Here is a 16593-nt window from a genome sequence, read left to right on the forward strand (position 1 = left end):
TCCCATAAAAAAAGCCAGGGATTTAACCCGTCTTTAATTGCCCGCACCGCGATAGCGCTTAACACCTGAATTCCAAGCCAGAATCGAAATGCTAAAGAATACTATACCGATTACAGGCGTTAAAAAGGAATACAAAAACCATTCCTCTTTCCCCAAAAAGTATGAAGCTGGATATACACCAACAAAGGCAAACGGAAGCACCCAGGTTAGGACGAAGCGTATGACACTATTATAAATATCAACCGGATACCTGCCATAATTCCCGATGTTGTACATCATCGGCATGATTGATGTTCTGGCATCCGCCCAAAAGCTGATGCAGGCAATCATGACAAAGATGCCACCGTACACAAGCATTCCACCTATCACAAATAAGAAGAATAAGAATGGATCTGTCCAGGATATCTCTAAACCAAGACTGTTTCCGGCGTAAATCATAACCGCAATTCCAGTAACAGCCCCAAAAAGAGATTCAAGTTCCATCCGTTCTAAAACGATTTGGAACAGACTATGGATCGGCCGGGTCAAAATCCTATCGAGTTCTCCTTTTACAATATATCTCTCATTAAAATCCCAAATATTAAAGAATGATGAAAACAGTGCATAGGGCACAAGGAAAAATCCGTAAATAAAGATAATTTCATCCCTTGTCCAGCCCCCAAGGAGAGTTGTATGGCCAAAGACGACTAAGATAAAAATTAAATTGACTGCCTGAAATAATAGATCTGAAAGGATCTCTACAAATAAATCTGCACGGTACTGCATTCTTGTTTTCATATATTGGGCGACATATTGAAAGAAAATGGCTATATAAAACATCTGTCACCCTCCTTGAATAATGAGCTGTTTTTTCGCTATGATCCACAGAACCTGAATTGGCATTATCAGAATAAGAACCCAGATCCCCTGCATAATGATAGCTTGTATAGCTTCGTTATTTGAAAAGCTATTTGTAAAGATCATGCTCGGCACATAGCTAATACCCTGAAAGGGCAGAAATCTTAATATATCCTGTGCCCAGACCGGAAAAAAGCTGATAGGAATCAGAAGACCGGAAAAGAGATCAATCACAACTCTTTTCGCCCGGATAAGCCCAGTATTATTAAATAAGAAGAAAGTGGTAATACCTGTCAATAAATTAATTTGCGTATTTATAAGAAAACTTAATAAAATCGATACCGCAAAGAAAATCCAGGTAGTCCAATCCGCAGAAAATTGGAGCGGAAAAATGAACGAGACAATTGCCATTCCCGGAACCGAGAAAAAGAAGAGACGGAATATCCCTTCACCCAATCCCTGCATCGTTTTCATGCCCAAATAATTATATGGGCGGATCAGTTCCACCGCTACTTTTCCTTCTTTAATCTCAGCAGCCATTTCCCTGTCTATATTATTAAAGTAAAATGCCCTTGCCATCCACGCTACAGCCACATATGTCGACATCTGGATCACAGACATTCCCTCAATCGCATCTTTTTCTCCATAAATGGCGCTCCACAGGAAATAGTAAGCGCCAATATTAATACTGTATATCAGAATGCCTGTATAGTAATTCGTTCGGTAGGCAAGCATCATCAAAAAGCGGATCCGAATCATTTCTATATATTTATCCACAGGAACACCCCCGGTTATAAATAAATCCTTTCATTAAGAGATCCCCCGGTCATAAATATTTCTAATTATTTCCTCTGTTGAAGTTTCTTTAATATTGATGTCTTTCACTTTCAAATCCGCCACGACTTTAGCGATAAGCAGGGAAATCAGTTCATCATTATCCTCCACAAAGGCGGTAAAGATCGCTTCTTTCTCATCCTTTTCCCATTTTACTTCAGATGATGCCGTAATCTTGTTTAAATCGGCAAGGCCCACTTCTTCAAGAAATTGAAATTCTATTTCCTTCCCTTCTCCCCATTTTTCCTTCAGGCTTTTTAATGCTCCATCATAAATGATTTTACCGTCATCTAACATAACAACTCGTTCGCATAACGCCTCAATATCCGAAAGATCATGAGTAGTCAGGAGAATAGTTGTATTATATTTTTCATTTATTTCCTTTAAGAACTCCCTGATTTTCAATTTTACAAGCACATCTAGCCCAATAGTGGGCTCGTCTAAAAACAGCAGCGGAGGATTATGGATGAGTGCTGCTGCCAGCTCACACCTCATTCTCTGCCCGAGTGAGAGCTTCCGGACCGGTTTATCGAGCAGAGGTTCAATATCTAAGGTTTTGATAACATGCGCCATATGACTGTCGTATTGCTCATCAGTAACCTTATACACCTTCTTGAGAAGCCTGAAGGATTCCTGTACAGCAATATCCCACCAAAGCTGAGATCTCTGGCCGAAGACAACTCCAATCGTGCTGACGAATTTTTCACGGTCTTTATGAGGGTTCATTCCATTCACAATCACTTCACCGCTGGTTGGGGTTAGAATCCCCGTCAGCATTTTTATGGTGGTTGATTTCCCCGCCCCATTTTCACCAATATACCCAACCATCTCCCCTTGCTTTACATTAAAACTGATATTGTTAACCGCTGGCACAATCTTATAATTCCTTGTAAGCAAGTCACGGAAAGCACCTTTTAATCCTGAGCGGCTTGAATATGCTTTAAACTCCTTCTTTAAGTTGCGTACTGTTATTGCATCATTCATCATTACTCCTCCTGCCAATTAATGCCCTAATGAAATAGTTTAGACAAACAGCGCATTCTTCACAACTAGATTGCTCCATTTCCGCTTTCTAAAATACAGAATAGTCCGCCTTCCCCTTAGATTGGACGAAGCCCCTTCCAAACATGTTAAAATAATGATGAACGTATAATTGGATTTTATCAGGAGGATTAACATGCAATTTACTAATTCTGAACGGCTGCATAAACAGGCTTTAGAACATATTGTCGGCGGGGTGAACAGTCCTTCCCGCTCCTATAAAGCAGTTGGAGGCGGCTCGCCGGTTGCAATGGAACGTGCACAGGGCGCTTATTTCTGGGATGTGGACGGCAATCAATATATTGATTATCTGGCTGCTTATGGTCCCATCATTACCGGGCATGCTCACCCCCATATTACAGAAGCAATAAAAACAGCAGCTGAGCGCGGAGTATTATATGGAACTCCTACACCACATGAAGTGAAATTCGCGGAAATGCTAAAGGAAGCAATGCCTAATTTGGATAAAGTCCGCTTTGTGAACTCAGGAACTGAAGCGGTCATGACCACGATCCGTGTTGCAAGAGCCTATACGGGCAGGGACAAAATCATTAAGTTTGCAGGCTGCTATCACGGCCATTCCGATCTTGTACTGGTTGCTGCAGGGTCAGGGCCGTCAACACTTGGAACCCCTGACTCTGCCGGGGTTCCAAAGAGCATTGCCCAGGAAGTGATCACAGTTCCTTTCAATGAAATCGAACCATATAAGGAAGCGCTGGAAAAATGGGGCGACCAAATCGCTGCCGTCCTGGTGGAACCGATTGTCGGCAACTTTGGAATTGTTGAACCCAAACCAGGGTTTTTGGAACAGGTTAACGAATTAACACATGCAGCCGGGGCACTAGTCATTTATGATGAAGTCATCACAGCATTCCGGTTTATGTATGGCGGTGCCCAGGACCTGCTAGGCGTAAAACCAGACTTGACAGCTATGGGGAAAATCATAGGCGGCGGCCTTCCAATCGGTGCGTATGGCGGGAAGAAGGAAATCATGGAAACAGTAGCTCCGTTAGGTCCTGCATATCAAGCAGGTACAATGGCTGGTAATCCAGCTTCGATTCTGTCAGGAATTGCATGTCTCGAAGTATTGAAACAGCCTGGTGTCTATGAATATCTGGACCGGCTTGGCGAATTGCTTGAAAAAGGCATTAGTGCAGCTGCAGAAGAACATAACATTCCCATAACAATTAACCGATTAAAAGGTGCCCTGACAATCTACTTTACGGAAGAAAAAGTTGTGAATTATGAACAGGCGGAAAATACAGATGGAGAAATGTTTGCAAAATTCTTCAAGCTGATGCTCAATCAGGGAATAAACCTGGCTCCATCAAAATATGAAGCATGGTTTATGACAATTGCGCATACCGAGGAAGATATCCACGCAACAATTCATGCGGTTCAAAACGCATTTCAGCAATTAAAAGACTAATAAATATTCATATTTTTATACATTAACGGGAGCAGAAATGCTTCCGTTTTCTTTAACTCCAGTAATGAAAACGTTTACAAACAAGGCGATTTTTTATACACAAACTAATGTCCCCCTTCTAATCATATCCAACTTTTTGTATAAATAATTGATTTCTGAAAATTCATATGATATGATGGGAGAAATCTTTTGTGTAAGAGCGGATTACGCTGGCATAAAAAGTTTAATATATTATTAGCCTGTCCCGAATAATCGAACTATTCATTTAATAAATGCCTATGCATTTATCCTTTCAAAACAAGATTAACTTTGCAGCAGCCTCATTTAAAACCCGTAAACACTAAATTTTTATAGATTACTATTTTTCAGGAGGTGAACGGCTTTAAGGCACAGCCTTATTTTCAGCCGAATTTTATGACATTACAGCAATGGAGTCCTTCACTTTTTAAAGAGTTTCACCGCCAGGAGCACGATGCGTGCGGCATTGTTTCTGCAATGGAGAAAAAGAAAGTCCCAACCCGCGAGAATATTTTCAGCTGTATCAATGCACTCGTTACGATGAATCACCGTGCCGGTTTTATAAATGGAGAAGGCGACGGCGTAGGGATTCATATTGATATCCCAAGAGAGCTATGGAAAGAAAAGTTAAAACAAGCAGGAGCAGATCCTAAAGCAGCAGAAAAAGAAGGATTTGTCGTTGGACATGTGTTCATGTCCAGAAAGCAGGATACTGAATCACTTAAAGCCATTTTGCTGCAAAAGCTTGCTGACGCAAATCTAATGGTTATTTATGCATCTGATGAAGTAACCGAGTCCTCAGCTTTAGGTCCCATTGCCATTCAGGAGAATCCTGTATTCTGGCAGTTTGCCTGTTTAGCAGAGGAGAATGGCGGAGAGCTTTCCAAGAAGCTCTTTGAATTGATTGTTGACTTTGAAGAAGACGAACATGTTCATGTCGCTTCCCTTAGCCAGCATCATGCTGTATACAAAGTAATGGGAGCGGGAGACATTCTGCCTAAATACTATCATGATTTAGCAAGCCCGCTTGTTGCTTCAACAATGACTCTTGGGCACAATCGCTATTCCACTAACACATTATCAAGCTTTTTCCGCGTGCAGCCTTTTAGTGTGTTAGGACATAACGGAGAAATCAACACGATTGCCAAGCTTAGGGATGAAGCCAAAATGGTTGGCGTTCCGCTTGTAAAAGACGGCAGTGATTCTCAGGATTTGAGCAGAACACTTGAAACATTTATCTGCAGGGATGGATTTACCCTGTTTGAAGCAATGGATGTTATGTTCCCGCCTATCGTGAATGAAATCAAATCATACCCTGATCACCTTCAGGATATGTACGCCTATATCCGTGAAGCATGGGGACATTTTGCTCAAGGTCCAGCAGGAATTATTTCCCGTTTTGCCGATGAAGCTGTTTTCAGTGTCGATGCGCTGGGTCTCCGCCCGCTTTGGATGCTGGAAACTGAAAGTTCTTATCTGTTCTCTTCTGAGCCTGGTATCATCCCATCCAGTGAATATGTAAATGAACCTAAGCCGCTTTCACCAGGTGAAAAGGTTGGTTTAAAATGGGACGGAGATACACTTGCAGTATACGAACACAGCCATTATCAGGCTGAAGTTTTTAACAGATTTTCAAAGCGTGTGAACACTGATAACTTCCGGATTCGCCTGCAATCTCCTAAACTGGAGAAAACCGTCTCTGTAAACTATCCGGATAAGATTCATAACGGGCAGTATAAAGCTTTCGGCTGGGAGAGAGATCATGTCCAGCTGGTAGAGCAAATGGCAGAAAAAGGAGCGGAGCCAATTCGTTCTCTTGGACACGACTCTCCTTTAGCAGCACTAAATCCTCAGCGGAAAAACATCGCAGATTTTATTAAGGAAAGTGTTGCTGTCGTTACAAACCCTGCCATTGACCGTGACCGGGAAACTGAGCATTTCTCAACCCGCACGATTATCGGCCAGCGTCCTTCTTTATTTGAAAAACAGGAGCCAGGGGCCGTAATTGAATTGCAGACTCCTATTTTAATAGAAGGCAAAGCAGGCTATGAATGTTCCGTTGAACTTAATCAGCCGAGCTACGATCAGGTAACCTGCTTCTATCAGGAACAAAAGCTGATATCTTATTTGTCTACCACATTTACGAAAGATGAAACGGTAAAAGAAGCTTTAGACCGTTTATCAGCAGAAGCAGTTGATGCTGTCAAAAATGGCAAAACCCTGCTTGTACTAGACGACGCCAATGCTCATCAGGAGGACGCTTACTGGATTGATCCGCACCTTGCGGTCTCTGCGATCGATCAAGCTCTTGTAAAAGAGGCTGTGCGCCGTGAATGTTCCCTATTGCTGCGCTCAGGTTCAATCAGATCGCTTCATGATATCATCACAGCATTCGGTTTAGGCGCTGATATTATAAGTCCTTACTATATGTTTATGACAGTTCTTGGCGAATCTGAAACACCGCTTAAGAATTTATATTCAGCTCTGACTAAAGGACTGGAAAAAGTCATTTCAACAATCGGCATTCATGAATTAAGAGGCTATGGACGTTTATTCTCTGCCATTGGTCTTCACGAAGAATTAGCCGAATACCTGAATATAGTGAATTTCTTCGGATCTAAGGAGCTTTCATTTAGCTTTAGCGCTTTAAAGGAAGATGCATTTGCAAGAGCAGAAGATTACCAGAATGAAAAAGAACGGATCGGAAAAACATTCAGCCTTTTCCCCCGAATCTGGAAAGCGATCGGCGAAGTTGCCTCAACTGGTGACTACAATGCATATAAGGAAAAAATCACAGAACAGGAAGACCAGAATCCAACAACAATCCGTCATTTAACCGGATTTAAGGAAACTGCTTCTCATTTAAATCCTGAGGATATCAGCCTGCATGTGGGCGAGCATGACCTGCCATTTGTCATTTCCTCCATGTCATTTGGATCTCAGAATGAAACAGCCTTCAGAGCCTATGCTGAAGGTGCTGACCGCTTGAACATGGTCAGCCTGAATGGCGAAGGCGGAGAAATCAAGGATATGCTTGGAAAATATCCGAGAACCCGCGGACAACAAGTGGCATCAGGACGCTTCGGTGTTAATGCCGAGCTCCTTAATTCATCCAACCTGCTGGAAATAAAAATAGGGCAGGGTGCAAAGCCTGGTGAAGGAGGTCACCTTCCTGGATCCAAGGTAACTGCAAAAATTGCCGAGGCACGTAATGCAACAATTGGATCGGATTTGATTTCACCTTCCAACAATCATGACATCTACTCGATTGAAGATTTGGCACAGATGATTCACGAGCTTAAAACAGCCAATGACAAAGCTAAAGTTTCGGTAAAGGTGCCAGTTGTGCCGAATATTGGAACCATTGCAGTCGGGATTGCAAAAGCTGGTGCCGATATAATCACACTGAGCGGTTTTGACGGAGGTACAGGGGCAGCAAGAATTCATGCCTTGCAGCATGTAGGCCTTCCGGTTGAAATTGGTGTTAAGGCAGCCCACAATGCCCTTCTGGAGGCAGGAATCCGCGATAATGTGGAGCTTTGGGCTGATGGCGGAATCAAGAGTGCAGCAGACGTATTGAAGGTTATGCTGCTAGGTGCTAACCGTGTAGGCTTTGGTACACTTTCCATGCTTGCTATCGGCTGTACAACATGCCGCGGCTGCCATCTTGATACTTGCCATGTTGGTATTGCAACACAAATTGATTCAGAAGCACAGGCGAAGGAACATGGTTTAAGAAGGTTTGTTCCTCGTCAATTCGACCTTGCTGTCCAAGGCATCATGAACCTGTTTACTGCTTTTGGCAACGAACTGAAAGCACTGGCAGCTTCAATTGGTGTAAAAAACCTGCAGGATGCAGTTGGACGTTCTGACCTGCTTGTACAGATTAAGGGCCAGGATCAGCTTGATCTGACTCACCTTCTGAAAACACTTGAAATCGGCCAATTCTCAGTCCAGGAAACACCTGAAGCACTAAAGGAAGCCCAGCTGCAGGTGGCTGTTGGAGCAGAGTATCTGGATGCAAGTGTGGAAGAATTACATCAGTCACGTGAGTTCCATAGCATCACTTCCGAGCAGCGAGTACTGGGAAGCCGAGTATCCTGCCACCGTGTAAGAGACAGACTCGACGGTTCTTATAAAACTCTTCCGCAAGTTGATTTGAAATACAAAGGCGGATCCATCCCGGGCAATGGCCTTGGAGCTTACAACAGTTTCGGCATCAACATCGAAGTTGCTGGAGGAGCACAGGATGGCATCGGAAAAACTTCTTTCGGCGGACAAATTAAAATCTTTAAAGCAAAAGGCAAGAATGGCAAGTTTTATAATGGCTCTGTTGGTAAAGGCTTTGGTTATGGCGCTCAGCAAGGTTTGCTTGTGGCACAAGGAAATGCTGACGCCCGTGCCGGAATCAGATTATCTGGAGCAGACATGATTATCGGCGGCCAGCTGCAAAAGCCGCTGCCTGAAAAGGAATACGGCAATATCGGTTCAAATGCAAATATTAAAGGGTTTGCCTTTGAGTATATGACTAATGGCCGAGGCCTGGTTCTGGGTGATGCCGGTCCATGGATCTGCGCAGGAATGACAGGCGGTGTTGTTTACCTAAGACACCAGCCGGAAATGGGCTTAACAAAAGAAGCCATCCAGCGCAGAATTGCCAAGGGAGCAAAAGTCTCTGTTACTCCTCTTTCCGATAAAGGAAAGGAAGATGTAAAAGACCTGCTTGGCCAATACGTTGCACTGTTGAACGATCAAGGCCAGGAAGAAGAAGCCTCAAAGCTTGCTTCCCTTCTTAATCATCCGGAAGACCACTTCGTTCAAGTCATTCCTGTCAAAGAACAGGCAGATCCTTCTGTTTCCACAGAGTGATGACCAACCAAGCCCCAACCGTTTCAGCGGATGGGGCTTTTAGTCTTAGTTTGGCTTTTTTATTCTGTTTTGGCACAACTCCCAGTTTCTTTCACTGCTTCTGTGCTTCGTCCAGCGCACTATTCCGCTCCTTGAGTTCCTTTCGCTACTTCCCCACTTCGCCAAGCGGCACTATTACGCTCCTTGAGTTCCGCTGTTTCAGTGCTCCCCCAGCGGCAATATTCCACCACATGATTTCCATCACTGTTTCCGTGCTTCGCCAGCCGCACTATTCTCCGTTCTCTTAAACTTTTCACATCGTTTAGGCACCTTTATCTTTTTTACAACTTTTAATAAAAATTTCATGAAAATGCCCCTTGAACTTCTTTCCATATCCCTGTATAGTACAATATTGTTTAATAATGAGCAAAACCGTTTAAAGTATGTATAATTACTGTAATTACGGTTTAATTCAACTTGCTTTTTAATGAACCACAAGATAAAAAATCTTAAAGAAAGAAAGGACATTTATTGTATGAAACTTGGCGCCCGCATACTTAAGACGGGAATCGCAATCATTCTAGCTCTTTTATTATCGGAACTCTTTCATCTGCCTGCTCCAATCTTTGCAGGAATTGCAGCTATCTTTGCTGTTCAGCCGACTATTTACAGATCTTATCTATCTATTGTTGAACAGATCCAGGGTAATGCGATCGGTGCAGTAATTGCCGTGATTTTCGTGCTATTATTCGGCAACGATGTCTTCATTATAGGTCTGGCAGCTATTATTGTTATCACGATTAATCTAAAGCTTAAAATCGAAAACACGATTGGACTGTCACTTGTAACCCTGATTGCCATTATGGAAACACCTGGCGATACCTTTTTGCAGTTTGCACTTATTCGTTTTTCAACCATTATGCTTGGTGTATTATCGGCTTTTATCGTTAACCTTGTATTTCTTCCTCCTAAATACGAAAATAAACTTTACTTTAAAATATCCAATAGCACGGAGGAAATTACCAAATGGATCAGGCTAAATATACGGCATGCGTCTGAACACAAACTGCTCAAAAACGATATTGATAAAATGAAAGAAAGCAATGTGAAGCTTGATCAGCTGTACTTAATGTATAAAGAGGAAAGAAATTATTTTAAACGCAATGATCAGGTTAAATCCAGAAAACTCGTTATATATAGGCAAATGATCTCGACTGTTAAACGCTCACTGGAAACGTTAAAAAAGCTTCACCGCTATGAAAATGATCTGCTGCAAATGCCAGAAGAATTTCAGCATGCAGTTCAGCAGCAGCTTGATATCCTTATCCACTATCATGAACACGTCATGCTTAAATTTATTGGAAAAGTCCGGCCGAATGTAGTTTTTGAGGAAGGCGACTTCAGCCTGAGCAGAAAGGAACTGGTGAACCTTTTCCTGGCTCAGCATAAAGAGTATGAGCATGATGAAGAATCCATTCTCCCTCATATCATGCAAGTTGTATCAGCTATTGTTGATTATGATGAACATGTGGAACACCTTGATAAGCTTATTTCCAGTTTTCAGGCATATCATAAAGAGGAAAATGAGGTTTCAATACCGGAGAACTCCGAATAGCCGGGGGATATAAACTAACAATCATAGGAAAAAGCAGCTGATTTCAGCTGCTTTTTTTGTTAGTTCTTCATTCTTGGGTCAAGTGCATCCCTTAATCCATCACCCATTAAGTTAAAACCTAGAACCGTAAGCATAATCGCAAGCCCGGGGAAAATCATCGTCCATGGAGCCTGTATTAGATATGCCTTAGCATCAGAAAGCATTTTTCCCCATTCAGGATTTGGCGCCTCTGCACCAAGGCCAAGAAATCCAAGGGCAGCACATTCAATGATTGCTGTTGCGATGGCAAGTGTTCCCTGTACAATAATCGGAGCCATGCTATTTGGGAGCACATGCCTGAAGAGAATCCGGCTGTTGCTCATTCCGATCGCTTTTGCGGCCATTATATATTCTTCCTGTTTTACACTCAGCACCCTTGAACGAATAAGTCTGCCAAAGTTAGGAATATTGATTACCGCAATGGCAATCAGGGCATTTCTCAATGATGGGCCAAGCACTGCCACAATCGCAATGGCCAGCAAGATGCTTGGGAAAGCCAGCATGATATCGAAAATGCGGGAGATAATTGTATCAACCCATTTGCCATAATACCCTGCTACTACACCTAAAAGGCAGCCAACTACAATAGATCCGATTACGGCCAGAAACCCTACCCATAAGGAGATCCTTGCCCCATAAACAACTCTTGAGAAGATATCCCTGCCGAAGTCATCCGTTCCAAACCAATGCTCGCCTGATGGTGCCTGAAGCCTTTTTGACAGCATTTGCTCATTAATTCCCTGCGGCGCAATAAGCGGTGCAAATACAGCCAGAAGAATGAAAAATAATACAATAATGGTGCCAATTAAAGCTAGTTTATTTTTTCTAAAGCTCCTCCATGCTTCCACCCAGGGGGAAACTGCTTTTTCTTCAGCTGGCATAATAGGCGGCTGAAGGTCTTTTTGTCTTGAAAGTTCCAAGTCCGTTCCCCCTCCTTAATTATATTTAATGCGCGGATCGATTGCTGCATACAGCAAGTCCACAATTAGATTGATCATGACAAAGATAAATGCAATGACAAGTATGCCTGACTGGATAACAGGATAGTCACGATAATTGATAGCCTCATAAATATAACGTCCGATACCCGGCCAGCTGAAAATCGTCTCTGTTAAAATCGCTCCTCCAAGCAATAGTCCCATTTGAAGACCGATAATTGTAAGAACTGGAATGATGGCATTCTTTAACGAGTGCTTATAAACGACCCAGAACATTCTTAAGCCTTTTGCCCTCGCCGTCCTGACAAAATCAGATCTCATTACTTCAAGCATCGTAGAACGTGTAATTCTCGCAATGATCGCCATTGGAATTGTCGCCAGGGCAAATGCCGGCAGAATCAAGTGTCTGATAACATCCCAGAATTGATCCATTCTTCCCTGCAGGAGGGTATCAATCATATATATGTTCGTAATGGCCGTAATCGGATTTCTTACTTCTTCCCTTCCTGAGGTAGGAAGCCAGTCCAGCTTAATGGCAAATGCCCACTGCTCCATTAAACCAAGCCAGAAGATTGGCATGGAAACACCAATAAGTGCAAGCACCATTGCCACATAATCAAACCAGGAATTCTGATACCATGCACTGATGATTCCGGCATTCACACCGATAAAAACAGCAATTAACATGGCAACGAATGTAAGTTCAATTGTTGCAGCCAGATACGGCCAAATTTCCTGGCTAATTTCTGTTTTCGTACGGAGTGATTCTCCAAGGTCCCCCGTGAAGAGCCCGCCAAGGTATGTAAAATATTGAAGGTACCAAGGCTGATCAAGCCCCAGCTGCTTCGTTAATTCCTCTACTGCTTCTTTTGTTGCCAATTGTCCCAAGATAATCTGTGCCGGATTACCAGGAATTGCCCGAATCATAAAAAAGACGATAAGGGAAAGCCCCAGCAAAACTGGAATAAGGGAAAACAAACGTTTTAGTGTATAGGACAGCATTGCCATTTCACCTCTCTTGAAGGTTGTCTAAAATTTGTTGGAATAGAAAAGGGAGCTACAGAACTGTACTCCCTTTTCCTTGAATATAAGAAGTATACCTATCTCACTTGAAAAGCATCTTATTTAAATTCTACAGTTGCCAGTAAATCAGAACCTGTTGGATGCGGCTTGAAGCCTGTGATATCAGCCTTGCCCGCAAGGATTGGCCTTGAGTGGACAAGCGGAATCCATGGAGCATCTTCTTTGATCAGAACCTGAGCCTGTTTGTAAAGCTCTTCACGCTCTGCCTGATCCGCACTAGCCTGAGCCTTTACAAGCAATTCATGCACCTCAGGGTTTTCATAGTAAGTGTAGTTGTTGGAGCCGATGCTGTCCTGGTCAAGAAGCACATATAGGAAGTTATCAGCATCCCCATTGTCGCCAGTCCATCCTAATAGGAATGTATCAGCTTCACCATTCTTGGCTTTATCCAGGTAAGTACCCCACTCATAAGTAACGATTTTTGCTTTAACACCGATTGCATCAAAGTTGGCTTGAAGTGCTTCAGCCACTTTTTGTCCATCCGGCATATATGGTCTAGGAACCGGCATTGCCCATAGTTCCATTTCAAATCCATTTTCATATCCTGCTTCTTTTAAAAGTTCTTTAGCCTTTTCAGGATCGTATTCATAATCTACAACATCATCGTTATAGCCAGCTACAACTGAAGGCATTGGGTTTTTCGCAGGCTCAGCTGCACCAGCATAGAAAGCATCAATTAGCGCTTGCTTATCAACAGCATAGTTCAATGCCTGGCGGACTTTCTTATCTTTTAATGGTCCGCGGGTGCTTGTCAATCCAAGGTAAGCTACGTTTAATGATGGACGTTCAAAAGTTTGAAGGTCCGGGTTTCCTTCGATTTGGCCAACATCACTGAAGTTAACACCATCGATTAAGTCTACTTCACCTGTAGCCAATGCATTTAGACGCGCAGAGTTTTCTGGAATAACACGGAAGATAACCTCATCAAGCTTTGGAAGACCTTCCTGCCAGTATTCTTCATTTTTCACAAGAGTAATGCGATCGTTTGCTTTGTATTCCTTAAATACAAATGGTCCTGTCCCAACCGGGTTGTGAAGGAACTTTTCACCGTGCTTTTCAATAGCAGCCGGGCTGGCAATTCCAAATGGTGACATTGCAAGGTTCTTTAAGAATGGTGCAATTGGCTTGTTTAAAGTAAATTCAACTGTGTAATCATCTACAGCTTTTACTTCAGAGATCTTGTCTCCGAACTGAGAGTTATAGTAATAGAACTGTTCAGCGTTTCCAGCTTTCCATCTTTCAAAGTTGAAGACAACCGCTTCGGCATTAAAATCAGTTCCATCGTGGAACTTTACGCCTTCACGAAGCTTTAATGTATGCTTTAGCCCGTCTTCACTTGCTTCCCATTCAGTAGCAAGGCCAGGCTGAATTTCTGTATCCTGCTCACCAAATTCAATCAGAGTTTCATAGATGTTTTTTGTAACTTTAAATGACTCACCTTCTGTTGTGATAGCGGGATCAAGCGAAGTAGAGTCACCGCCTCGGCCAAATACTAATGTGCCGCCTGAAGACGTTTCTTCTGTATCTGTACCTTTCTCTTTATCCTTTTCGTCTTTCGTTCCGCTGCTTGAGTTGCTGCTGCAGCCGGCAAGAGCCAGTGACAGAAGCAAAGCTGCAACAAGAAACCAAATGCCATTGCGCTTTTTCATTGTTTTCCCCCTTTTTTCTTTTGCCGGTATCGGCTATTAACCTATTTATCATCCATGCAGTTCTGCCCTTTTTATAGCTCAGCTATAAAGATGGCAGGCTGCAAAGTGACCTGGTTCTATTTCCTTCAGCTGCGGCCTCTCTGTTTTGCAGATCTCCATGCATTCTTTGCATCTTGTATGGAATGCACATCCTGTTGGCGGATTCTGCGGACTTGGAATGTCCCCAGTCAATAGCTCCCTGTCTTTCTTTAAAGTCGGATCAGGGATGGGAACTGCACCAAGCAAAGCCTTTGTATACGGGTGCAGCGGTTTATCGTAGAGCTGGTCAGATGTTGTGATCTCTACTAATCTTCCAAGATACATAACACCAACTCTATCACTGATATGTTTAACAACCCCGAGATCATGGGCAATGAATATATACGTCAGCTGGAATTCCTTTTGCAGATCTTCCAGCAGGTTGAGCACCTGTGATTGAATGGATACATCAAGAGCTGAAACAGGCTCATCTGCAATGATCAGCTTAGGCTTGGTCATCAATGCTCTTGCAATTCCAATCCTCTGTCTTTGGCCGCCGCTGAATTGATGCGGATAGCGCTTGGCATGGTAGCTGCTGAGGCCGACAACCTCAAGCATCTCCCTTACCCTCCGTTTACGCTCTTCCTTATTGCCGATTCCGTGGACAATGAGAGGCTCCTCCAAAATCTGCTCAACTGTATGGCGCGGATTTAAGGAAGCAAAAGGATCCTGGAATACCATCTGCATTTCCTTTCTCATTTTGCGCATTTCCGCCGAGTTGAGGGCAGTCAGATCCTTGCCTTCAAAAACTACTTTTCCCTCTGTTGGTTCTATCAGGCGCATCAGCATTCTGCCCGTGGTTGATTTGCCGCATCCTGATTCACCGACCAATCCAAGCGTTTCACCTTTATTGACGAAGAAGCTGATATCGTCAACCGCTTTCACATCGCCTTGTTTTCTTCCAAACAGACCGCCGGATACTGGAAAATACTTTTTTAACTGATTAACTTCCAACAGCACTTCGGTCATTAATGACACCCCCAGACTCATGCAGGAAACAGCGCACCGTATGCTGTTCTGCTTTTTCGACATTGTAAAGCGGAGGACTTTCCGTTATGCAGCGGTCATGGACAAATTCACAGCGCGCTGCAAAACGGCATCCAGTCTTGATGGAGCCCGGTTTTGGGACATTTCCCGGTATGGAATATAGACGCTCCTTCTTTTCTCTTACATCAGGCACTGATTGAAGTAGTCCCTGGGTATAAGGGTGCTTTGGGTTTTTGAATATCTCTTCTACCGGAGCCTCTTCCACTATTTTCCCTGCATACATAACAATTACCCGTTCACAGACTTCAGCTACTACCCCTAAATCATGTGTGATCATAATAATAGCTGTATCCAGTTTTTCATTTAGATTCTTCATTAAAGATAGAATTTGGGCCTGGATTGTAACGTCTAAAGCGGTCGTCGGCTCATCCGCGATCAAAAGGCGCGGATGGCAGGACAAAGCCATGGCAATCATTACCCTTTGCCTCATTCCCCCTGAGAGCTGATGGGGGTATTCCTTCATAATCTGCTCTGCCCTTGGCAGTCCAACAAGCTTCAGCATTTCAACTGCCTGCTGGCTCGCGGCTTTCTTTTTTAATTTTTTATGTAATTTGATTCCTTCTACCAGCTGATCTCCAATTGTAAATAAAGGATTTAATGAAGTCATCGGCTCCTGGAAAATCATAGCCACTTCATTGCCTCTTAATTCACGCATTCTTTTTTCTGATGCATTAACAAGATCTTCTCCATCCAAGAGGATTTCGCCGCCCGTAATTTTTCCCGGGGGCTGTGGAATCAGCTTCATAATGGAGAGTGATGTAACACTCTTTCCACAGCCCGATTCACCTACAATTCCAAGAATTTCACCCTTGTTAACCGAGAAGCTGATATCGTCCACGGCGGGAACTTCTCCATCTGAAGAAAAAAGGAAGTCCTCAGCTGCTTTACATCTAAAACTGGAGCTTGAGTCACACGGATACTCCTTTCTTGAACGTCCTTTTCTATGAAATGGGACATTTTTAACAATATTGGACCTTAGGTCACTATCTTTTTTTCATTCTATAAAAAAAGATTGGTTAAGTCTACTCATTTTTCTAAATTATTTAAATATAGTAAACATTATATATTTTTAGACATGATTTTGTAAGTAATATCCTACTAATATTTATGAAAAAGATGGAGATTAATGACCGTTAT

The 16593-nt window shown here is 42.9% G+C and carries 11 protein-coding genes and 1 pseudogene; 3 read left to right on the forward strand and 9 right to left on the reverse strand.

Annotation, left to right across the window (positions count from 1 at the left end; translation table 11 throughout):
• Positions 1 to 33: 33 nt before the first annotated feature.
• The 3 genes from M5V91_RS15740 to M5V91_RS15750 are packed head-to-tail and all read right to left on the reverse strand — an operon-like array spanning position 34 to position 2655.
• Positions 34 to 819 (reverse strand): ABC transporter permease, encoded by a 786-nt coding sequence (locus tag M5V91_RS15740; protein ID WP_009335853.1) that lies wholly within the window; start codon positions 817 to 819, stop codon positions 34 to 36.
• Positions 820 to 822: 3 nt separating this feature from the next.
• Positions 823 to 1614 (reverse strand): ABC transporter permease, encoded by a 792-nt coding sequence (locus tag M5V91_RS15745; protein ID WP_009335852.1) that lies wholly within the window; start codon positions 1612 to 1614, stop codon positions 823 to 825.
• Positions 1615 to 1647: 33 nt separating this feature from the next.
• A complete protein-coding gene (locus tag M5V91_RS15750; RefSeq protein WP_009335851.1) occupies positions 1648 to 2655 on the reverse strand; it encodes an ABC transporter ATP-binding protein in 1008 nt (335 codons plus the stop codon).
• A 193-nt stretch (positions 2656 to 2848) separates the two neighbouring features.
• On the opposite strand from M5V91_RS15750, the gene M5V91_RS15755 reads away from it, so the two are divergent.
• Together M5V91_RS15755 and M5V91_RS15760 are read left to right on the forward strand one after the other, a co-directional pair.
• A complete protein-coding gene (locus M5V91_RS15755; RefSeq protein ID WP_019383513.1) occupies positions 2849 to 4141 on the forward strand; it encodes a glutamate-1-semialdehyde 2,1-aminomutase in 1293 nt (430 codons plus the stop codon).
• 414 nt (positions 4142 to 4555) lie between these two features.
• Positions 4556 to 9028: a glutamate synthase-related protein gene (locus M5V91_RS15760; protein ID WP_251173936.1), complete on the forward strand. Its 4473-nt coding sequence runs from the start codon at positions 4556 to 4558 to the stop codon at positions 9026 to 9028.
• A 119-nt stretch (positions 9029 to 9147) separates the two neighbouring features.
• Here the strand turns inward: M5V91_RS15760 and M5V91_RS15765 are convergent, their stop codons facing one another.
• The gene (locus M5V91_RS15765) at positions 9148 to 9324 is read right to left on the reverse strand and encodes a hypothetical protein (RefSeq protein WP_009335848.1); all 177 of its coding nucleotides are present in this window, start codon (positions 9322 to 9324) and stop codon (positions 9148 to 9150) included.
• A 218-nt stretch (positions 9325 to 9542) separates the two neighbouring features.
• Here M5V91_RS15765 and M5V91_RS15770 point away from each other — a divergent pair, with 218 nt between their 5' ends.
• Positions 9543 to 10622 (forward strand): FUSC family protein, encoded by a 1080-nt coding sequence (locus M5V91_RS15770; protein WP_009335847.1) that lies wholly within the window; start codon positions 9543 to 9545, stop codon positions 10620 to 10622.
• 59 nt (positions 10623 to 10681) lie between these two features.
• Here M5V91_RS15770 and nikC read toward each other — a convergent pair whose 3' ends face one another.
• The 5 genes and pseudogenes from nikC to M5V91_RS15795 all read right to left on the reverse strand — a co-directional run bounded on the left by nikC (position 10682) and on the right by M5V91_RS15795 (position 16368).
• On the reverse strand, positions 10682 to 11542 hold the full coding sequence (gene nikC / locus M5V91_RS15775; protein ID WP_050807843.1) for a nickel transporter permease: 861 nt from the start codon (positions 11540 to 11542) through the stop codon (positions 10682 to 10684).
• Positions 11543 to 11596: 54 nt separating this feature from the next.
• Complete coding sequence (locus M5V91_RS15780) at positions 11597 to 12601, reverse strand: ABC transporter permease (RefSeq protein ID WP_009335845.1); 1005 nt, start codon at positions 12599 to 12601, stop codon at positions 11597 to 11599.
• Positions 12602 to 12720: 119 nt separating this feature from the next.
• Entirely contained in the window at positions 12721 to 14331 is a 1611-nt protein-coding gene (locus M5V91_RS15785; RefSeq protein ID WP_009335844.1) for an ABC transporter substrate-binding protein, read from the reverse strand.
• A 78-nt stretch (positions 14332 to 14409) separates the two neighbouring features.
• Entirely contained in the window at positions 14410 to 15378 is a 969-nt protein-coding gene (locus M5V91_RS15790; protein WP_009335843.1) for an ABC transporter ATP-binding protein, read from the reverse strand.
• Positions 15353 to 16368, reverse strand: a pseudogene (locus M5V91_RS15795) (ABC transporter ATP-binding protein). The gene M5V91_RS15790 and the pseudogene M5V91_RS15795 overlap by 26 nt, the downstream one beginning before the upstream one ends.
• Positions 16369 to 16593: the final 225 nt, after the last annotated feature.

This window comes from Cytobacillus pseudoceanisediminis, assembly GCF_023516215.1.
Lineage (GTDB): Bacteria > Bacillota > Bacilli > Bacillales > Cytobacillaceae > Cytobacillus > Cytobacillus pseudoceanisediminis.